22 protein-coding genes are annotated in these 20619 nt (G+C 61.6%); 3 read left to right on the forward strand and 19 right to left on the reverse strand.

From position 1 onward, the window contains the following. Positions 1-3: 3 nt before the first annotated feature. The 14 genes from HT585_RS28185 to HT585_RS28250 form a co-directional block, all read right to left on the reverse strand. Entirely contained in the window at positions 4-1317 is a 1314-nt protein-coding gene (locus HT585_RS28185; RefSeq protein ID WP_176356097.1) for a TRAP transporter large permease, read from the reverse strand. Continuing rightward, on the reverse strand, positions 1314-1826 hold the full coding sequence (locus tag HT585_RS28190) for a TRAP transporter small permease (RefSeq protein WP_176356098.1): 513 nt from the start codon (positions 1824-1826) through the stop codon (positions 1314-1316). The genes HT585_RS28185 and HT585_RS28190 overlap by 4 nt, the downstream gene beginning before the upstream one ends. A 159-nt stretch (positions 1827-1985) precedes the next feature. Further along, entirely contained in the window at positions 1986-2963 is a 978-nt protein-coding gene (locus tag HT585_RS28195) for a C4-dicarboxylate TRAP transporter substrate-binding protein (protein WP_176356099.1), read from the reverse strand. A gap of 233 nt (positions 2964-3196) precedes the next feature. Further along, positions 3197-4474, reverse strand: coding sequence for an L-fuconate dehydratase (locus HT585_RS28200; RefSeq protein ID WP_176356100.1), 1278 nt, complete (start codon positions 4472-4474; stop codon positions 3197-3199). Between the two features lie 21 nt (positions 4475-4495). Then, entirely contained in the window at positions 4496-5341 is an 846-nt protein-coding gene (locus HT585_RS28205) for a fumarylacetoacetate hydrolase family protein (RefSeq protein WP_176356101.1), read from the reverse strand. Between the two features lie 25 nt (positions 5342-5366). Further along, positions 5367-6101: an SDR family oxidoreductase gene (locus HT585_RS28210; RefSeq protein ID WP_176356102.1), complete on the reverse strand. Its 735-nt coding sequence runs from the start codon at positions 6099-6101 to the stop codon at positions 5367-5369. A gap of 10 nt (positions 6102-6111) precedes the next feature. After that, the gene (locus HT585_RS28215) at positions 6112-6558 is read right to left on the reverse strand and encodes a MaoC/PaaZ C-terminal domain-containing protein (RefSeq protein WP_176356103.1); all 447 of its coding nucleotides are present in this window, start codon (positions 6556-6558) and stop codon (positions 6112-6114) included. 2 nt (positions 6559-6560) lie between these two features. Next, positions 6561-7640, reverse strand: a complete 1080-nt coding sequence (locus HT585_RS28220; RefSeq protein WP_176356104.1) for a Gfo/Idh/MocA family protein — start codon at positions 7638-7640, stop codon at positions 6561-6563. Next, positions 7633-7962 carry an L-rhamnose mutarotase gene (locus HT585_RS28225; RefSeq protein WP_176356105.1) on the reverse strand — a complete coding sequence of 110 codons (330 nt, stop codon included), beginning with the start codon at positions 7960-7962 and terminating at the stop codon, positions 7633-7635. The genes HT585_RS28220 and HT585_RS28225 overlap by 8 nt, the downstream gene beginning before the upstream one ends. A gap of 11 nt (positions 7963-7973) precedes the next feature. After that, positions 7974-9086: a mandelate racemase/muconate lactonizing enzyme family protein gene (locus HT585_RS28230; RefSeq protein WP_176356106.1), complete on the reverse strand. Its 1113-nt coding sequence runs from the start codon at positions 9084-9086 to the stop codon at positions 7974-7976. A gap of 1 nt (position 9087) precedes the next feature. Further along, positions 9088-10185, reverse strand: a complete 1098-nt coding sequence (locus HT585_RS28235) for an ABC transporter ATP-binding protein (protein WP_176356107.1) — start codon at positions 10183-10185, stop codon at positions 9088-9090. 3 nt (positions 10186-10188) lie between these two features. Further along, a complete protein-coding gene (locus HT585_RS28240; RefSeq protein ID WP_025428739.1) occupies positions 10189-11055 on the reverse strand; it encodes a carbohydrate ABC transporter permease in 867 nt (288 codons plus the stop codon). Beyond that, positions 11055-11951 (reverse strand): carbohydrate ABC transporter permease, encoded by an 897-nt coding sequence (locus HT585_RS28245; protein WP_176356108.1) that lies wholly within the window; start codon positions 11949-11951, stop codon positions 11055-11057. Before HT585_RS28245 ends, HT585_RS28240 begins: the two co-directional genes overlap by 1 nt. 180 nt (positions 11952-12131) lie before the next feature. Beyond that, positions 12132-13451 carry an ABC transporter substrate-binding protein gene (locus HT585_RS28250; protein WP_176356109.1) on the reverse strand — a complete coding sequence of 440 codons (1320 nt, stop codon included), beginning with the start codon at positions 13449-13451 and terminating at the stop codon, positions 12132-12134. Positions 13452-13618: 167 nt separating this feature from the next. Between HT585_RS28250 and HT585_RS28255 the strand changes: the two genes are divergently transcribed. Then, positions 13619-14407: an IclR family transcriptional regulator gene (locus HT585_RS28255; RefSeq protein WP_176356110.1), complete on the forward strand. Its 789-nt coding sequence runs from the start codon at positions 13619-13621 to the stop codon at positions 14405-14407. A gap of 116 nt (positions 14408-14523) precedes the next feature. Next, positions 14524-15360, forward strand: coding sequence for an amidohydrolase family protein (locus tag HT585_RS28260; RefSeq protein ID WP_176356111.1), 837 nt, complete (start codon positions 14524-14526; stop codon positions 15358-15360). Positions 15361-15565: 205 nt separating this feature from the next. On the opposite strand, the gene HT585_RS28265 is transcribed toward HT585_RS28260, so the two are convergent. The 5 genes from HT585_RS28265 to HT585_RS28285 all read right to left on the reverse strand — a co-directional run bounded on the left by HT585_RS28265 (position 15566) and on the right by HT585_RS28285 (position 19763). Beyond that, on the reverse strand, positions 15566-16702 hold the full coding sequence (locus tag HT585_RS28265; RefSeq protein ID WP_176356112.1) for an ABC transporter substrate-binding protein: 1137 nt from the start codon (positions 16700-16702) through the stop codon (positions 15566-15568). Continuing rightward, the gene (locus HT585_RS28270) at positions 16699-17859 is read right to left on the reverse strand and encodes a CaiB/BaiF CoA transferase family protein (protein ID WP_176356149.1); all 1161 of its coding nucleotides are present in this window, start codon (positions 17857-17859) and stop codon (positions 16699-16701) included. Before HT585_RS28270 ends, HT585_RS28265 begins: the two co-directional genes overlap by 4 nt. 8 nt (positions 17860-17867) lie before the next feature. After that, positions 17868-18419 (reverse strand): MaoC family dehydratase, encoded by a 552-nt coding sequence (locus HT585_RS28275; RefSeq protein ID WP_176356113.1) that lies wholly within the window; start codon positions 18417-18419, stop codon positions 17868-17870. 277 nt (positions 18420-18696) lie between these two features. Continuing rightward, a complete protein-coding gene (locus tag HT585_RS28280) occupies positions 18697-19245 on the reverse strand; it encodes an MgtC/SapB family protein (RefSeq protein ID WP_176356114.1) in 549 nt (182 codons plus the stop codon). Between the two features lie 116 nt (positions 19246-19361). Beyond that, a complete protein-coding gene (locus HT585_RS28285; RefSeq protein WP_246707990.1) occupies positions 19362-19763 on the reverse strand; it encodes a pseudoazurin in 402 nt (133 codons plus the stop codon). A 197-nt stretch (positions 19764-19960) separates the two neighbouring features. On the opposite strand from HT585_RS28285, the gene HT585_RS28290 reads away from it, so the two are divergent. Beyond that, positions 19961-20617 (forward strand): MarR family winged helix-turn-helix transcriptional regulator, encoded by a 657-nt coding sequence (locus HT585_RS28290; RefSeq protein WP_176356116.1) that lies wholly within the window; start codon positions 19961-19963, stop codon positions 20615-20617. Positions 20618-20619: the final 2 nt, after the last annotated feature.

A 20619-nucleotide genomic window follows, 5' to 3' on the forward strand; every position in this document is an offset into this window, starting at 1 on the left:
CTCCTATTGAACGGCAGTCGCCCCGTAGACAAGGTTCGGCAGCCAGAGCGAAAGCTGCGGGAACATGCTGAGCATTACCAGCAGCACCATCATCATCGCGAGATAGGGCAGCACCTCGCGCGCATAGGCCATCATCGGCACCTTCAGAACCATCGACGAGATGTACATCAGGCCGCCGACCGGCGGCGTGATCCCGGCAATGGTCAGGTTGGTGATGAAGACAACGCCGAAATGCACGCGGTCAATGCCGACGCCATCGATGATCGGGATCAGCATCGGCGTTAGAATGATCAGCGCCGCCGAGCCCTCGATGGCAGTACCGATGACGATCAGCAGCAGATTGATCAACAGCAGCATCAACAGCGGATTGTCGGTCGCAGCCCCGAGCCAGCCGGACATCGCCTGAGGCACCTGCTCCCAGGCGAGGTAGAAACCGAAAGCCGCCGCAGCGCATATCATGATCATGACGACGGCGGAATCGCGGACCGATTCCGCCAGCACTTCCGGGATCTGGCGGATGGTGAACTCGCGATAACCGAAGACGGCGACGAACAGCACGTAGACCACGACGACCGCACCGGCCTCCGTGGTGGTGAAAAGGCCGTAGCGGGTGCCGACAAAGATGACCACCGGGATCGACAGGGCCCACAGGCCATCGACGAGCGCCTTCATCGCTTCGGCGCGGGTCGCTCGCTCCTTGCGCAACGGCTTGTAGCCGCGCTTTTTCGCGATGAAATAGGTGGTGATCATAAGGCCACCGGCAAGCACGAGGCCCGGCACCACGCCGGCGGCAAACAGCCGTCCGATCGAGGTTTCGGCAAGAAAGCCATAGACGATGAGGCCGATCGACGGCGGGATCAGGCTGGTGATGATGGCGGCCGACGAGGTGATGACGGCGGCGAAAGCTCGGCTGTATCCCCGCTCCGACATTTCGACGCCGAGCGTCTTTGCCAGCATTGCGGCATCGGCATTGGCCGACGCGGTGAGGCCGCCGAGCAGCGTGCCGAGAACCGTACACATCTGGGCGAGCGCCCCGGTCATGTGCCCGACGAGTACGTCGGCGAGATTGAGCAGCCGGCGGGTGATGCCCGAAGCGTTCATGATGCAGCCGGCAAGCACGAAGAGAGGCAGCGCCAGCAGCGAGACGGACTGGCTGCCTTCGGCCATTTCCTGCGCGAAATTCGCAAGTGGAATCATGTCCATGTTGATGAGGAAGAAGGCCAATGCACCGATCGCCATCGCCCAGGTGATCGGGGTCGACAACAGGAAGAGCACGACGACGAGCAGGGAAGGTCCTGCAAGATGAAAGAAGGTCATATCAGCGATTCCACATTGCGGTGCACGCGGCCTGTCCACGGCCTCTCGACGATCAGGTGCTGGATGAACATACCGGCCGATGCCAGCGCCAGCGGGCCATAGGACAGGCTACGCGAGAGATCGAGGGCGATGGTGTGAACCTGTCGCGACGTCCAGGCCTGCCAGGCAAACAGCACCGTCATCACCAGGAAAAAGACGGCAAGCAGCAGATAGTTGAACCAGGCAATCGCCTTCTGCCAGATGTTCGGCAATGCCGTGACCAGCACATCGATCGCCGCATGTGTTCCGAGCCGCACGCCGGCAACGGCGCCGAAGAAGACGAGATAGGCAAACGCCATGATCGCCAGCTCGTAGGTCCAGGCGGCCGGCTGCGGGAAGATGTAGCGGCTGACGACGCCCCAGAGGATGGAGAAGACGATAACGATAAGGGCGACAACGCCGATCGCCTCGTCGGCGCGGCGAAGGCTGAGAAGAGGAATGGTCTCTTCCTGAGGGTGTGAGGTTTCCATTCTGGCCTCGGTCATTTGAAGAGAGGGGTCCGGGTGGCGTCGTGCGCCACCCATTTCGGTCGGGCTTTGCCGGTCTCACATTGCTACTGAGAGATCTGCCGATCCGGCGGCGACCATCCGACCGACGCCTGGTTGGCGGCAAGGGGTGGGTTGCCCGCCTTACTCGGCCATCGCCTTCTGGACGCGATCGTAGATGCCAGGTGTGATGTTCGGTACCTTGTCGTAGGCCACCCGCGATGCCTCGACGAAGGCAGGCACATCGACGTCGGTGACGATCTCGACGCCGGAATCGGCGAGCTGCTTAGCATAGGCATCGTCGGTTTCGAGCGTCATCGCCGTCAGTTCCTTGGCGATCGTCTGCCCCTCCTCCAGAAGAATCGTCTGCAGATCCTCCGGCAGGCTGTTGAAGAACTGGCTCGATGCGACCCAGGCGGTGAACATGATCTGATGGCCGGTCTTGGAGACGACCTTGCGGGTCTCGTTCAGCTTCGCACCGGCGATCGAGCCGAACGGGCCCTCGGCGGCATCGACGACGCCGGTCTGCAGCGCGTTATAGACATCGCCCCAGGGCAATTCCGTCGGCCGCGCGCCGTAGCTGCTAAAGGTCGCCATCATGATCGGCGAGGACGGCACGCGGATGGTCACGCCGGCGAGATCGGCCGGGCTGCGCACTGGCTTGTTGGAGATGATATGGCGATAGCCGAAGAGGCCGTTCGGCATGATGATCTTGATGCCCTGCGCCTCGAGCTTGCCGGACAGCTCCTTGTAGAGATCCGATGCGAACAGCCGATCCGTGGCCTCGAGGCTTGGATAGACATAGGGGCCGGCAAGGATCGACATGTCGGGCACGAACTGGCCGAGCTGGCCGTAATCGGTGGCGCTGAGCAGGCTGGCGCCGCTCATCACCATCTCGTTCACCTTCTTCTGCGCGCCGAGCTGGTCGCCGGTCATCACCGTGATCGCGATGCGCCCCTCCGAGCGCTTCTCGACCCGCTCGGAGAAGGTCTTCATCGCCTTAACGATCGGCTCGTTGGGATTCACCTGCGAGGTCGAGAACCGCAGGCTGTATTCCTGCGCATTGGCGCCACCGCAATAGGACAGAGCGGCCATGGCAGCCGCGAGCACGAATTTCTTCATTGGATCCTCCTGTTCCGGACTCCCCTCCGGAATTCATTCATACGCGAATGAATAAGTTATTTACGAATGAGTCGCGAGCGTCAAGCGGAATGTCGTACGCTGTGGCCGGCTAGGAGCCCACGGACTGCACAGCCGCAAGCGGAAATGAACAGAGCCGTCGCGGAAGGCCGCGACGGCTCTGTTCATTTCTTCTGAAACTATATCTTATATATGAATATGTCCGCTGCGAAACTTCAACCCTTGAAGGTGTAATCCTCAATCGATTGCGGCTTCATCTCGATCGAGAAGCCGGGACGCTGCGGCGGCATGTAGGCCGCATTGCGGATGTCACAGGGGTCGAGGAAGTGTTCGTGCAGGTGGTCGACATATTCGATCACGCGCCCCTCCTTCGTTCCCGACACGGCGATGTAGTCGATCATCGAAAGGTGCTGGACATATTCGCAAAGGCCGACGCCACCGGCATGCGGCCATACCGGAAGTTCGTATTTCGCAGCCACAAGCAGCACAGCGAGCACCTCGTTCAGGCCGCCCATGCGGCAGGAGTCGATCTGCACGATGTCGATCGCGCCTTCGGCGATGAACTGCTTGAACATGATGCGGTTCTGGCACATCTCGCCGGTCGCGACCTTGACCGGGCCGATGGCCTCGCGGATCTTGCGATGGCCGGCGACATCGTCGGGGCTTGTCGGCTCCTCGATGAAGAACGGCTTGGCAAAGGCCAATTGCTTGACCCAGTCGATCGCTTCACCGACCTCCCACACCTGGTTTGCGTCGATCATCAGGTAGCGGTCAGGGCCGATCACTTCGCGCGCGATGGTCAGGCGCCGGATATCGTCGGCAAGATCGCGGCCGACCTTCATCTTGACGTGGTTGAAGCCCTGGTCGATCGCCTCCTGCGCCAGTCGGCGCAGCTTGTCGTCGTCGTAGCCGAGCCAGCCGGCCGACGTCGTGTAGCAGGCATAGCCTTCGCTCTTCAGCGTCGCGATCCGCTCCGCCTTTCCGGCCTCGGCACGCTTGAGGATAGCGACGGCCTCGTCGCGGGTCAGAACGTCCGTCATGTAGCGATAGTCGACGATGTCGGCGATCTCTTCCGGCGACATATCTGCGACCAGTTGCCAGACCGGCTTTCCGGCTTCCTTCGCCAGCAGATCCCAGATCGCGTTGACGATGGCGCCGGTGGCGAGATGGATCGCGCCCTTCTCCGGGCCGATCCAGCGCAGCTGGCTGTCACTGGTGAGGTGTCGCCAGAACCGGCCGGGATTGGCGAGGATTTCCGCCGTATCCTTGCCGACGACCAGGTGCTGCATGGCCTTGATCGCCATGCAGCAGATGTCGTTGCCCCGCCCGATCGTGAACGTCAGGCCATGACCCGCCAATCCGGGCTGATCGGTGTCGAGGATGACATAGGCCGCGGAATAATCGGGATCAGGGTTCATGGCATCGGAACCGTCAAGGCTCTGCGATGTGGGAAAGCGCAGATCGAAGACGCGCAGATCGGTGATGCGGGTCATGTTAGCTCCAATATGTATAAATCAGTCGTCCGCGCGTACGGACTGCTTCTGGGTGCCGAGACCTTCGATGCCGAGTTCGACGACGTCGCCGGCCTTGAGATAGCGCGGCGGCTTCATGCCCATGCCGACGCCCGGCGGCGTACCGGTCGAGATGATGTCGCCCGGCTGTAGCGACATGAACTGCGACAGGTAGGAGACGAGGTAGGCGACGCCATAGACCATGGTCTTGGACGAGCCGTTCTGCATCGTCTCGCCGTTGACCTTCAGCCACATCGGCAGGTTCTGCGGGTCCGGAATGTCGTCCTTCGTCACCAGCCACGGGCCGGTCGGCCCGAACGTGTCGCAGGACTTGCCCTTGGTCCACTGTCCCTGGCGCTCGATCTGGAACGCGCGCTCCGACACGTCGTGGATCGTGCAATAGCCGGCGACATAGTCAAGCGCTTCGGCTTCGCTGACATACTTCGCCTTGCGGCCGATGACGATGCCGAGCTCGACTTCCCAGTCGGTCTTCTCGGACCCGCGCGGAATGACGAGGTCGTCGTTCGGGCCGACGATGGCCGACGTCGCTTTCATGAAGATGATCGGCTCGGACGGAACGGTCGCGCCGGTTTCGGCCGCGTGGTCCGAATAGTTGAGGCCGATGCAGATGAACTTGCCTGTGCCGCTGACGCAGGGGCCAAGGCGCGGGCTGCCCGCAACGGCGGGAAGGCTGGCGAGATCAAGCTTGGCAAGTTCCGCCAGTTTGGCGGGGTCCAGAGCTGCGCCCGAGAAGTCGGCGACATGGCCCGAGAGATCGCGCAGCGTGCCGCCGGCGTCGATGATGCCGGGCTTTTCCTGTCCCGGTGCGCCGTATCGAAGAAGTTTCATGATGTTCTATCCCTGATGTGAGTGCTCAGATGGTCCAGCCGCCATCGATGGCATAGGCCTGCCCGGAGGTATAGGTGGCGCCCGCAAGGTAGAGTGCCAGATCGGCGATCTCTTCCGGCGTGCCGATCCGGCCCATCGGCTGGCGGGCGATGAACGCGGCTCTCGCGGTATCGTAATCGCCCTGCGCCCGCATGCGGTCCTGCAGCGATGGGCTCTCGACCGTGCCGGGGCAAATCGCGTTGCAGCGGATGCCATCGGCGACATAGTCGGCGGCGACGGATTTGGTCAGGCCGATGACGGCCGCCTTGGTCACGCCATAGGCGAAGCGGTTCGGCACGCCCTTGATGCTCGAGGCGACGGAAGCCATGTTGATGATCGAGCCGTCCTTGCGTGCAAGCATGCCCGGCAGAACGGCGCGGATGGTGCGGATCATCGCCTTGACGTTGAGGTCAAAGGCGAACTCGAGGTCCGCATCCTTCATGTCGAGGATCGAGCCGGCGTGCACGAAACCGGCGCAATTGAAGAGCACGTCGACCTGGCCGATTTTGGCGACCAGCGCCTCGACGGCGCCGGCATCGAGAACGTCGAGCCGGTGCGTTTCAACTGGCGCCTCCGCAGCGAGTGCCGCCAGCGCTTCGACGTTGATATCGGAGGCATGCACCTTCGCGCCGGCCTGGGCAAAGGCAAGTGCCGTGGCGCGGCCGATGCCCTGCGCGGCGGCAGTGATCAGGACGACCCTACCCGAAAGACCCGTTGTCATAGTTGACCCCTCATGCTTTGCGTTCGACGACCAGGATATGGTCGGCGGCAAGGACGACCTCGCCACGCTGGTTGATAACTTCGCACCGTTCAACGACACGCCCCGCCTTCGGCCGCTTGGGATCGTCCTCCTTAGCGGAGATCGTCACGCGGGTGCGGATGGTGTCGCCGATATGAACCGGACGCACGAACCGTAACCGATCATAGCCATAAGAAAAGGCGACCGGATTGATCAGCGATGCGGTCAGGCCGACGCCGATCGAAAAGATCATGGTGCCGTGGGCGATCCGCTGCCCGCCGGGCAGGGTCTTTGCGAACTCCGCATCCATGTGGTGCGGGAAGAAATCGCCCGTATGTCCGGCATGCACGACAAAGTCGGTCTCGGTGATCGTGCGTCCCGTGGTCAGCCTGACGTGGCCGAGTTCATAGTCTTCGAAATGGATCGTCTGTTCTGACATCGTCACCGTCCGGGAAGTGGCGCGATCGCGGTTGCGGGCCGCGCGCTCGATTGATAGGCCGCCTCGACCAGCGCCATGGTCTGCCAGGCGTCGTCGACGGAGCCGATCAACTCATCGTCTTCGCCGCTGACGAAGCGCTGCAGGTTGGCCATGCGATTGCCGAAGGCATCCGGGAACCATGCACCCTGAAGCGGAACTTCCACCCATTCGCTGCCGCCGACCGGGCGGATCCAGAGTTCGTCTGGCTCGCCACGCGGGTAATCGAGATTGACGCCCAGCTTCACATAGGCAGCACCCTCTGTTCCCGAAATGCGGAACTCGCAGGCCTGGAACTTGCGGCCGAAATCATGGTCGTGATTGATCGACAGCACGCAGCGCACACTGTCACCGTAGTCGAGGATTGCGGCCGTGCGGGTCTGCGCCACCGCATGATTAGGATGGCCGATCGTCTTGGCGTGAACACCTTCTGGGTTGCCGAGCAATCCGCGGATCAGGTCGAGATAATGGATCGAGTGCATCGCGATCTCGATGCGCGGCAGGCCTTTGAGGAACGGCCAGAGACCCCACGGGGTGGCGAGCGCGAGCCACGCGTCGAAATCAACGACCTTGCCGAGATGTCCCTTCGCAATCGCATCGCGTAGCGCCAGCATCATCGGCGCGAAGCGGAGCTGGAAATTGGCCGCCGCCTTCAATTGGCGGTCGCGGCAAATGTTGAGGATCTCCGTCGCAGTAGTGAGATCGCCGCCCATCGGCTTCTGGATCAGCGCGCCTGCACCGATCGGCAGCTTCGACAGGATTGCTGCGTGCGCGGCCGGCGGCGTCGCCAGATCGAAAATTGCGTCGGGAACCGCCAGCGCCTCAGCCTCGGTGGCAAATGCCGAAATGCCCCAAGTGGTTGCAAGTGCTGCCGCCTTCTCGACGTCGGGGTCGAAGATGCCGGCAACGGCAAAGCCTTGCTTGCGATAGGCCGGAAGATGCGCGTCGCCGACAATGCTGCCGGCGCCGAAGATGACGATCGGGCGCGGTTTTTCAGTGGTCGGCCAGGATTGCTGCAGAGTATTGGGATCGAATAGCTCAGTCATGGTGGAAAACATCTTCCATCATCGCCCACCACTCACCGTCCTTGCGCGTCTCAAGCGGCTTCTGGCAGGGCATGCAGACCGACCACCACTCCTGGTTTTTCGGATGCGCGGCCATCTTCGCCATATCGGCTGCGAAATCCTCGCCGACATACTCCCAGTAGCCGAACAGCAGGTTTTCCGGCTCCTTCAGGAAGATCGAGTAATTCGTGACATTGCACTCCGAGATCAGCGCCAGGATCTCCGGCCAGACGGCGGCATGCAGTGCCTTGTACTCGGCGATCTTTTCCGGCTGCAGGCCGATCACCATTCCCATCCGTTGCATAGCGACCTCCCCTACTTCGCAAATTCCCGGGTGAATTCGGCGATCGAGCGCGTTTTTACCGCATCCCAGTCCCAGGCGATGCCGATCCCGGCCTCCATCGGTGCGATGGCGCGGCCATCGCGGATCTCCATGCCCTTCTCGGTCAGTTCGTCGAGCTGCGGAATGTACTCGACATACTTGCCGTTCGGCACGGCGCAGACGAGGCTGACATGCAGTTCCATCAGGAAGTGCGGACAGACCGGAATATCGAAGGCTTCGGCCGCATGCGCCACCTTCAGCCAGGGCGTGATACCGCCGATGCGGGCAACATCGACCTGGACGATCGAGCAGGCGCCCTTCTGCATGTACTCGCGGAAATGGCGGATGGAATACATGGATTCGCCGACGGCGATCGGCGTCGGGGTCGAGCGCGTCAGGCGAATGTGGCCATCGAGATCATCGGCCGGCAGCGGCTCCTCGATCCAGGCGAGATCCAGTTCCCGCAGCCGTGCGGCCCGGCGGATTGCTTCGTCGACGGTAAAGCCCTGGTTGCAGTCGGTCATGATCTCGAAGCCGTCGCCGAGCGCCTTACGCATCGCCGACAGGCGATCATAGTCCTCGGAGCCGTGCGGCTTGCCGATCTTGACCTTGGAGCCGGAAAAACCCTTGGCCTTCGCCTGGAGCGCGTCCTCGACGAGTGCTTCCTTTTCGATATGCAGCCAGCCGCCCTCGGTGGTGTAGAGCGGGCAATTATCCTTGGCACCGCCGGCAAGCTTCCACAGCGGCAGGTTCTGCTTTCTGGCGCGCAGATCCCAGAGCGCGACATCGACAGCAGCAAGCGCCAGCGCCGTGATCGGGCCGATGGTGGTGGCGTGCGTGGCAAATTCCATCTTGTGCCAGATGGCCTCGATGCAGTCGGCGTCCTCCCCGATCAGGATCGGAACGAGGTGATCTGACAGTAGCCGCATGACGGAGGACCCGCCGGTGCCGATGGTGTAGCTGTAGCCGGTGCCGGTCGCGCCGTCGGAATCGGTGATCGTCACGATCGGCGTTTCCTGGCTGACGAAGCTCTGGATCGCGTCAGTCCGCTTCACCTTCGGCTGCAGATCGACCATGCGCAGTTCAATTTTCTCGATCCTTGCCATGTCAGCCTTCCAGAGCCTTTCCTGTGTCGATGTCGAAGAGATGGGCGCGGGAGAGATCGAAGCTCATACGCACGCTTTCGCCGGAGCGTAAGGGGCGCGGATTGAGCATGCGCGAAACCCAGTCGCGACCATTGAACTGAATGAACACCAGCGTCTCGTTGCCGAGCGGCTCGGTGATGGTGACCGGCAGATCGACCTCGTGCACGGCTGAGGCATCACCGGCGTGAAGTCCGTGGCCCGTCGGGTAGATATCATCCGGGCGCAGGCCGAACGTCACCTTCTGTCCGGCGCGAAGTGCACCGGCAAACCGCGGCGGGACTGGCAGACGGACGCCGCTTGCAAACACCAGTTGGCCATTGTCGACGATGGCCTCGTCCATGTTCATCGGCGGCGAACCGATAAAGCCGGCAACGAACTTGGTCGAAGGCTTCTGGAACACTTCTTCCGGCGTTCCGACCTGCTCGATATGGCCGTCGCGCATGATGACGATGCGGTCGGACAGCGTCATTGCCTCGACCTGGTCATGCGTCACATAGATCATCGTCGCCTTCATGCGGGCATGCAGCTTCTTGATTTCGGTGCGCACCTGGGTGCGCAGCTTGGCGTCGAGGTTCGAGAGCGGCTCGTCGAACAGGAAGACGTCGGGCTGGCGCACGATCGCCCGGCCCATGGCCACGCGCTGGCGCTGGCCGCCGGACAGCTGCGAAGGGCGGCGCTCGAGCAGATGGCCGAGATCGAGGATCGCCGCGGCCTCATCAACGCGCGCCTTGATGTCTTCGGCGGAACGGCCGGCGATCTTCAGCGAGAAGCCCATGTTTTCGGCCACCGTCATATGCGGATAGAGCGCGTAGGACTGAAAGACCATCGAGATGTTGCGGGCGCGTGGCGGCAGATCGTTGACCGCGCGGCCGCCGATTTCGATGGCGCCGCCGCTGACGTCTTCGAGGCCGGCGATCATGCGCAGCGTCGTCGACTTGCCGCAACCGGATGGACCGACAAGTGCGATGAACTCGCGGTCCTTCACCTCGAGATCGATGCCGTGAACGACTTCGAGCGCGCCATAGCGTTTGACAAGTTTCCTGAGGGTGACAGGAGCCATGATTTATCCTTTCACCGCGCCGAAGGTGAGGCCCGAAACGAGGTGCTTTTGAATGATGAAAGTGAGCGTGAGCGCCGGGACGATCATGACGACGGCAAGCGCGCACATGCCGCGCCAGTCGATCGTGAACTCGGCGGTATAGTCGAGCAGACCGACGGGCAGGGTTTTCGAGTTGACCGAGCGGGTGATCTGCGAGGCGAGCGCATATTCATTCCAGGACGTGAGGAAGGCGAAGATGCCGGCGGATGCAATGCCGGGGCCGGCAAGCGGAAACTCCACCTGCCAGAAGGCCTGCCAGGGCGTGCAGCCGTCGATCTGGGCGGCTTCGGCCAGATCCTTCGGTACCTGACGGAAGAAGCCGTCGATCAGCCAGATGGTGAAGGGCACGTTCAGCGCAACGTAAGTAAGGATCAGAGAGAAATGCGTGTCGATGATGCCGGTACGGGCATAGATCATGAACAGCGGCAGCGACAGCGCGATCCCGGGAACGGCCCGTGTCAGCATGAAGCCGAGGAAGATCGCCGACTTCGCCTTGAAGCGATAGCGGGCAAAGGCATAACCGCCGGCCATGCCGATCGCTAATGCGATCACCGTCGACGTGACGGAGATGATCAGCGAATTGCGGAAGTAGTCCCAGACGGGAACCCCGCCTTGGCCCGCGCCGGCGAACATGGCGCGATAAGCATCGAGCGAGATGCTTTCCGGGATCCAGACCGGCGGCTTGGCCATGATCTCGACGGTCGGGCGCAGCGAGGACAGCACGATCCAGAGGCCCGGCAGGCAGATTACCGCCATCGCGAGGAACAGACCGATCAGATGCGCCGTCTTCAGGAGACGCCGGCGCAGGCGATGCGAAGAATTGATATCCATTACCACTCGGCTCCGATTTGCTGGCGCGCGGCGGCGAGCTTGCGGAAGAAATAGACGGTGAAGACGATCGATAGCAGGATGGCGACATAGGCCATGGCGTTTGCCATCCCCATGCGGGCATCGGCGTAGGCGGTGCGGCCGATCAGCGTCCACAGGAGTTCGGTGCGCTTGGCCGGGCCGCCGTCGGTCATGATCTTGACGATGTCATAGGCGCGGGCGACGTCGAGCGAGCGGATCGTCATGGCGATGAAGGCAAACGGCATGAGATAGGGCCAGGTGACGTAGCGGAAGGTCTGCCACGGCGTGCAGCCATCGACATGCGCCGCCTCGACCGGATCCTTCGGCATCGCCAGGAGACCGGCGAGAATGAGGATCGCGAAGACCGCGGTCGACGACCAGACCTCGGCGATGATGATCGAGATCATCGCCAGATTGCCGTCGATCAGCCACGGGATGGCGCGGTCGGTCAGCCCGAGCGACTGCAGCGCATTGTTCACGAAGCCGATATTGTCGTTGAACATGAATTTGAACTGGAAGCCGACGAGAACAGGGGAGAACATCATCGGGAACATCATGATGGTGCGCAGCAACCGCTGGCCGTGCGTTGCCTTGTTGACGAGCAGCGCCAGCCCGAGGCCGAGCAGCATTTCGGTGTTGAGCGCCACGGTGAGAAGAAGGACCGTGCGACCAAAGGCGACCCAGAAATCCCAGTTGCTCAACACGGTGATGTAGTTGCGCAGGCCGACGAAGATCCAGAGCGTTTCGGGCTTGGTCAGCCGGAACGGCGTGAAGCTCGAATAGAACGAGAAGAGCAATGGCATCACGATGACCGCTGCCAGCACGACAAAGGCCGGCAGGAGCAGAAGGACCGGTGCGGACAGTTTCTTGAGCTTCATCAGGCATTCCTGAAGGTGACATCGCAGCGTCGCGCATCAGACATGACACGCGAGACACGATACAAGGCTTTAAACTTGCTGCATAATTTGCCACCTATCACTTCTGATCGGGACGTTATGCAGTAAACGGCGAAGGCGGCGCCGACACCTTGGTATCGGCGCCGCCTTCCTTACTTCAGATCAGAGCTTGCCGGCGTCTTCCAGGATGCCGGTTGCCTTTTCGGCGGCGCTATCCAGCGCTTCCTTCGACGTCTTGTCGCCGAGGATGGCGGCCTGAAGTTCCGGATAGACGGCGTTGGAGATTTCGATCCACTCGGCCGTTTGCGGAACCGGGAAGGCATGCTTTGCCGCTTCCTGGAAAGCCTGCAACACCTCAGTCTTGTAGGCGTCGCCTTCGGCGGCCTTGATGTTGTATTCCCAGACGGCGGTCCGGGTCGGCAGCGGACCCGGTGCCGATTCCAGCTTCTGGCTGTCCTCGTTGGTCAGCCACCAGACGAGCGAGGCCGCCGCTTCCTTGTTGGCGCAATCCTCGGTGACCGAGAAGCCGTGGTGACCGGACCAACCGGTACGCTTGCCCGAAGAGCCGGCCGGCTGAACCTTGACGCCGACATTGCCGGCAACCTTCGACGACTTCGGGTCGTTGAAGAAGCTTGCCCAACCAGGCCAGTCGAGGTTGACGGCGATCGAGCCGGAGGCGAAGCCCTGGCCGAGATCGTCCCAGAGATAGTTGGTCGTGCCCGGGGGAACGGCCTTGTCCTTATAGAGCTTGACGAACCAGTCGAGGGCCTTGATGCCCGCTTCGGAATTGAAGGCCGGACGGCCGTCCTTGTCGAGGTACTCGCCGCCCTCTGCGACCAGCATTTCATAGAAGCGGCCGTTGATCGCCTCTTCCTTGCCGGCAAACTGCGTGCCGTAGAAATTCGGCGGCGCGGCAAAAAACTCTGCCTGGTCGCTGACCTGGGCCCAGGTATCCGGCGGCGTCAGGTCGTAGCCGTATTTCTCCTTGAAGGCTGCCTTCTTGGCGTCGTCCTGGTAGAGGCTCTTTTGATAATAAAGCGCCGAGACGTCGAACTGCGCACGGGGAAGCATCACAAGCTTGCCGCCGAGCGTCGAGGCATCGATGACGGCAGGCACGAACTTCGCGATCTCTTCCGGCGGCAGCAGAGCCAGGAGATCCGTGTAGATATCGGGGTACTGAGGCGCGAAGGACGAGTGGTTCGAGCCGACGCACCAGCTGATGCCGCCCGTGGCGATATCCGACTTGATCTCCTTGTCGAGCTCGAAGTGATTCTTCTTCGACAGGATGTTGACCTTGGCGCCGGTCTCTTTTTCCCACTCCGCGATCCGCTCATAGAGCTTTTCGTATTGCTGTCCGCCGATCAGCTTGGCGTCGATGGTGACGCCTTCGAACTTGCCGGGCAGGTCCGCGGCATTTGCCGCGCCCACTGCGCAGGCAAGCATGATGACTCCGGCCGATACGCCGGAAAGCAGCCTGTTCATAACTTCTCCTCCACTGAAGCGCGCCCTCATCCCGGCCCGCATTTCTCATTTGTGAGAAACTAATTCATATACAAACAACAATTTTATCACCCGTCAAGGGTCAACTTTCTTTTGTCGGCGGCTTTCTCTGCGTATATGGATATTCATATTCACTAAGGAGGACGCTCATGGACACCGAAGAGTCCGATCGCTACCGCGCCCCCGCGCTCGACAAGGGACTTGATATTCTCGAACTGCTGGCAAGCGTCGATGGCGGTTTGACGCAGGCGGAGATTTCGAAGCGGCTCAACCGCAGCCCGAACGAATTCTACCGGATGCTCGACCGGCTCGTGCGTCGCGGCTATGTCACGCGCATCGATGGCGACCGCTACTCGCTGACGCTGAAACTGTTCGGCCTCGCCCAGCTTCATGCGCCAGTGCGGCGTCTCGCATCCTATGCGACGCCGCTGATGCGCGATCTCGCACAGCGCTCGAAGCAGGCCAATCAGTTGGCCGTGTTCGATCGCGGCTCCGCCGTGGTCATCGCCCAGCAGGAAGCACCGGATTACTGGGGAATCTCGATCCGGGTCGGTTCCCATATCAGCTTGTTCGACACCGGCTCCGGTCACATACTGCTTGCATTCCGCACGCCGGATGAGCGCGAAATGATGATCGCCGAGCATGCGCGCAGCAAGGACGAGATTTCGCTAGGTCCGGAATTCTATGCGCGGCTCGACCAGATCCGTGAGCGTGGCTACGAAATGATGGCGAGCGCCCAGACGGCCGGCGTCTACAACCTCTCGGCCCCCATTCTTGGGCCCGACGGACGTGGCATCGCGGCACTGACCATCCCTTATATCGCATTGGTCAACGCGCCGTCCGCGCCCGATATCACCGAGACAATCTCGCTCCTGCGGAGTGCGGCGACCCAACTTTCCGTGCTTGCGGGCTCTGATGTGGCGCAATCGATAGAATGAAAACGGTGTCGGCGGCGGCCGGCATCAGACTGTCGAGATCGTTTCTCGACGCATATTTCTTATTTGAATGATCTCTTCTCATGTGAGAGTGTGAGGCATACGGAGGAGACCGCATCGTGATCGTCGATACCCATCTGCATATCATCAACAAGTCCGCCCTCACCTATCCCTGGCTGGCGGGCGTGCCGGCATTGGATCGGGATTTCCTTTATTCGACCTACGAAACGGAAGCGCGTCGTGTCGGGATCGAGGCGGCCCTGCACATGGAAGTGGATGTCGATCCCGGAGAGATGGAGCTGGAGACGTCGGAAGTCCGGCAACTCTCGCAAAAACCTGACAGTCTGCTCAAGGGCGCAATTGCCGCATGTCGCCCGGAGGAGGATGGCTTTGCCGCCTATCTGGAAAGCCAGCAAAGCAATCCCTTCGTTAAAGGATTTCGCCGCGTCCTGCACGTTATGCCGGACGAACTGTCAGAAGGCGCCGTCTTCCGCGAGAACATCAGACGGCTTTCAGGCAGCCGCTTCACCTTCGACCTCTGCGTCCTGCCGCACCAGATCCAGAAGGCGATTGCCCTGGCCGATCTCGTGCCCGATCTGCAGTTCGTGCTCGACCATTGCGGAGTCCCCGATATCCGAAGCGGCGCCGAGCATCCGTGGCGTGACCATATGAACGAGATTGCAAAACGACCGAATGTGGTTGCCAAGATATCCGGCGTCGTCGCCTATGCCGATGAAAGCTGGACTGTCGAAACGCTTCGGCCCTATGTCGAGCATACGACTGCGGCCTTCGGTTGGGATCGGGTCGTCTGGGGCAGCGATTGGCCCGTATGCACACTCGGCGGCAATCTTTCGACCTGGGTTGCAACCACCCACGCGCTGATCAAGGGCTGTAGCCCGCAAGAGCAGACGAAGCTGCTTTCGGCGAACGCACGAAGGATCTGGAATCTTTCGTAAGGGCGCCGCGCATGAGGACCGCCCACCTGCTCCACCTACAAACCGCGTGCCTTTTCAGACGCGAAACAATCACTGTCACGCTTTGAAGTGCTGCATGTTTGCGTAAATCGAATGCGATCTACGCAAACATGCAGTGGCCCGGCCCGCTGGCGGACAATTTGCTGAAGCCCGGAGATGCGCCCATCGCCCATCTCCGGGCTTATCTTTATGCCGTTGCGAAGCTTTCTGCGAAGAGCCGGTTGAGGTCGTTGACCACGTCCCTTGCCTTCTCCTTGCGCAGGAGCCCCTCGTTAATGCGATCGGATGCCGCCTGCTGAAACGGCATGTAGCCATCGTGTCGTGGCCGCACCCAAGCGGCTTCGAGGGTCTGACGGGTGGCGCGATAAAAGTCTGCCGTCGCCGCGTTCACGGCGTCATCGTCCCAGGCGTCGCCGTGTCCCGGCTGGCCGCCGCCAAAGGCATAGGCTCGGCGCTGGACTTCGCCGCTTGCAACCCAATAGGCAAAGTCGGTCGCGGCCGCGAAATTCGAGGAGAAGGCGGAAACGGCGATGCCCGTGCCCCCCAGCGCGGAACCGCTCGGGCCGCGGCTGCCTGCGACCGGGATATCGCCAAACCGCACAAGCGATGGCCGGAAGCCGGAGACCGAGTAGCTGACATAGCCGTAGATCAGTGGGGCGCAGACGGCTGTCGCCTCCGGGGCGGACATGGCCTCGAGGACCGCAATCGGATCCATCGCGAAGCAGTCGGGATCGATCAGCGAGACGAGTTCGCGAAGCATTTCGAAGGCAGCGATGCCCCCGTCGACATCGACAAGGTCTGCTCGTCCTTCCACACTGCAAGCGTGTCCGAGATTGCCGCAGAGCGTGTAAAAACTCATCAGCGAATGTGGAGGCCGCATCGGCAGCAGGACTTTTCCCTTGCGTGCGAGATCCACCATATCGGACCACGCTGAAACGCGCTCGCCAAGATCTGGGCGCCAAGCCTGAACCTGCGTCGCCGCATCGATCGGGAAGGCCCATTGGCGGCCATTCCAGGCATAGCTCGGATAGGATTGCCCGACGGAGCCTGCGGCAAGTGCTGAGCGTTCCGCCTCCCGGCCGGCCACATCGAGCGGGGCAAGACATCCCTCGTTGGTGATCTGGCCGACATGCGGGTGATCGATGACGATCAGATCGTAAGCCCTTGCAAGCTCCTCGACCGGAAAGGCCTCGAAGTCCTGCAGCGAGCGCTTCTCCCAATGAACGGTGACGCCAGTCTTGTCCCGCCAAAGCTTCGAGCATTCCACCATCGGATCGTAGCCGCGCGGATGGCTCCAGGTCATGCCCTTGAGAGTAACGCTCATAGACCGAACTCCGCGCGGATAGCGGCACTGTGTTCGCCGATCCTCGGCGCGGCGCGGTCGACCTGCGCACGCCGGCCATTGACCCGAAGCGGCGAACGCGTCGTCAGGATCGAGACGTTGTCCTCACGGCTGACCGTTTGCAGCATGTCGAGCATGCGGAAGCCGTCGCTCTCCAGTAGTTCGTTCCAGTTGAGCACGCGCGCACACCAGATGTCGGCCGGCTCGAGCACAGCCAGCCAATGGTCCACCGCACCCTCGCTGATGCGCTCGGCAATCAGCGCCTTGATCTCGTCGCGCGCCGAGAACCAGGAAGACGGGTCGTCGCAATAGGGTGCGAGCTGCGGCATCTCCAACAATTGTGCAAGTTTAGAGATCGGCGTCATGGCAATAGCGAGATAGCCGTCCTTGGCCGGATAGACGCCATAGGGAGCCGACAGATAGGCGTGCGCACTGCGGAAATCGGAACGCTTGGGCAGACGCCTGCCGTCGTTGAGGTGGGTGGTCAACACCTCGAACTGGAAATCGACCAGCACTTCGAGCAGGCTGGTTTCGATCAGGCTGCCCTTGCCGGAGATGCCGCGGCGGACAAGCGCGGCGAGAATGCCTTGGGCGGCGGCGGCCCCCGCCAGCATGTCGCCGATCGCAAGGCCGAAGGGAACCGGCCCTTGCGCCTCGTCACCATTCAGCCACATGACCCCGGAACGCGCCTGCGCCAGCAGGTCCTGGCCCGGTCGCTTGACCCAGGGCCCCTCCTCACCGTAGCCGCTGATCGAAGCGTAGACGATGCGTGGGTTGATCGCGCGCACGGCTTCGTAATCGAGTCCGAGGCGTTGAATAACGCCGGGGCGAAAATTCTGGATCAGCACGTCGGCCTTGGCGAGAAGAGCCTTCAGCGCCGCCACGTCGGCCTCGTTCTTCAGGTCGATTGCGAGGCTCTCCTTGGCGCGATTGATCGCGTGGAAGATCGTGGAATCGCCACCGATCTCGGTGTCGCTCAAATAGAGACGGCGCGACAAATCCCCGCCATCCGGGCGTTCGATCTTGATGACGCGCGCGCCGAGGTCCATCAACCTCAGGGAACAATAGGGGCCGGAGAGAAACTGGCTCGTGTCGACGACGACAAGACCGGCAAGTGGCAGTTCGTTTTCCTCGTGCATCGTCATTCTTATTTCTCTGTCTTGCCGACGAAATCCGCCGGATTGTTGTATTTCACCGTCTGCAGGTGCTCGCAGTAGAGCACTAGCTCGCCCTCGTTCTTGAAGACCTGATAGCTCGCCCGGATCAGGCCCAACTCCCTGTAGCGCGGCGTTTTGTCCATGTTGGTGCGGATGGTGTAGATCGTGTCGCCGAGGAAGACTGGCTTGATGAAGCGCAGCTTGTCGTAGCCATAGGAGAAGGCGTTGACGCAGTTCGTGGCGACAAGCCCGAGGCCGGCGGAAAAGACGAAGGCGCCGGCCACCAGACGGCGGCCGAAGATGCCTTCCCGTTCCGCAAACATCTGATCCTGAACGTAAGGGTGGATATCGACGACCAGCGTATTGAACAGATGGCTGTCGCTCTCCGAGATCGTGCGGCGCAGCGAGCGGATGCGCTGGCCGACCGGCCAATCCTCGTAGAACCAGTTTTCAGCGTTCCACACCGGCAGGGCTGCGTGATCTTCCGGCATGTCCGCGGGGAACGTCGTGGAGACTCCCACCGTTGGCGAGAATTCACTCATGGAATGATCCTGCGCCGATTCGCGTCAGTGTGGGTGACCCGCCATCGCGGCTGGCGGCTGGGACGCATATTTCTCGACGGTCGTCGGGCATAATTTCCTCCATGAGTGTTCTTATCTGAAGATAATGTTCACATATGCAGGAAATTTGCAAGGCGCAATAGGTCGGCCGCCATCGCGAGATGGCGGCCGACAACGTGCGTTGCGGAAGAGGTATAAGCGGATGGAGCCATCCGCAGTCGAAGCGGGCATGGCGGGGGGCGCGAAATGGAAATCGAGTCTAGCGAGCGACGTTGGGGGAGGTGGCGGCTTCGCCGCCAGGCTTGGCTGCCTCGGATCCAGCGTCCGTTCTTGCTTCACCCTTGGACGCCGCTGCGAACCAGCCGACAACGGTAAGAACGAAGAAGGCAGAACCCGCCGCAAAGATGGCGATGATCCAATGGCCGAAGCCGAGTGAAAGGCCGATAGCGCCGGCCAGCCAGAGGCTGCTGCCGGTGGTCAGGCCCTGGACGCGCCCACGCGACAGGACGATGGTGCCGGCAGCCAGAAAGGCAACTCCCGCGGTCACAGCTTCAACGACACGCAACGGGTCGATCTGGACCCGCTGGTCGAAGAAGGCCTTCATGTAGACGCTTTCAAGCGAGATGATCGAGAAGGTACATGCGGCAAGGGATACGAGCATGTGGGTCTTCAGTCCGGCCGGCCGCGATTTCGCCTCGCGCTCGAAGCCGATGAGCGCGCCCATCATCAGGGCTGCGAGCATGCGCGCGAAGATGACCTGATATGGGATGTGGGACGGGGGAAACATGTCTGCGATGATCTGATCCATGCGGAACCAACGCGAACGTGTCGCATTGGTTCCACCTGATGGCGCCGCCTTCCGCCCCGTTAAGCGGCGCCTTCGAGCGGCCTGTCCCTGCCCGCCCGTTTCAGCAAGTCTCGGCGTTAGTTGCCGAGCGCTGCGATGGCGGCATCCAGCCGCTCCTGCGCCTTCTTCGGGTTCTTGGCCCCCTTGACCGCGTCGAGATTGGCCGGGCTGTCGCCGACCTGAATGACGCCGACCATGCCCATGCCGTAGTGCGGCGTGCATTTCACGCCGTAGATGCCCGCCGCGGTGAATGTAACCTTGTAGTTTTCGTTGATCTTGCTCTTGAAGGCTTCCGCACCGTCCGGGATCATGCCCTTGATGGTTTCGACATTGTGCCCCTTGTCGGTCGGGATGAAGGTGACCGTATCGCCGGCAGCAACCTTCAGCGACGCAGGCTCAAAAACCATCGCGCCTTCCTTGCCCTTGTTGAGCATGTGCACTTCGAAATCCGCGGCGGTTGCGGGCGCAGCGATCAACATCACCGCCACTGCGAGGCCCAATCCGCTCTTGATTGCTTTCAACATCGTACTCTCCGTTTGACCGAGCAGCCCGTGCTTGGGTTGTTCGACGCAGTGATAGGCCCAGGGCCGCGCATCCAATTTGATGCGCGTCAAATTGCAGGCGGATTTCCCGTGTGGCGAATTGACAATAAATAGGACTCCTATATATATGGCGCATGACGATAACCGCAAAAACATCACCTGGGATCATCGACCGCATCGGCGACGGGTTTGCGAGGGTGGCAACCGCCATGCGCACCGAGGCGTGGACGGCAGCCGACGTCATCGGGCTGAACCCGACGCAGCTGCAGATCCTGATCTTTCTGGTCGGCCGCGGCAAAGCGGGCATGCGGGTCAAGCAGATCGCCGCCTATCTTGGCGTCAGCCAGCCGACCGCGACCGACTCGATCAACGCCCTGACGCGCAAGGGCTTTGTCCGGAAGCTTGCCGATCCTTCTGACGCGCGCGCCGTCGCGGTGGCCGCGACAACCGAAGGTGAGGCTGCGGTGCGCAGCGCGGGCATGATCGCCTCGTCAACAGACGATGCCTTTGCCGCGCTGTCGACGCTCGAGCAGCAAGACTTGCTCCTGCATCTCGTCAAGATCATCCGCTCGTTGCAAGTGTCCGGCGCCATCCCGGAACAGCGCATGTGCGTCAACTGTCGCTACTTTCAGCCGAACGTCTATCCGAATTCGAAAGAGCCTCACCATTGCGCCTTCGTCAACGCACCGTTCGGCCAGGCCGATTTGCGTATCGATTGCGGCGAATACGAAACCGCAGATCCGTCAAGCCAGGCGTCTGTCTGGGCAAGCTTCAACCGCGGCGTGGCCTGAGG

Origin of the sequence: Ensifer oleiphilus (genome assembly GCF_013371465.1) — a bacterium.
GTDB classification, from domain to species: domain Bacteria; phylum Pseudomonadota; class Alphaproteobacteria; order Rhizobiales; family Rhizobiaceae; genus Ensifer; species Ensifer oleiphilus.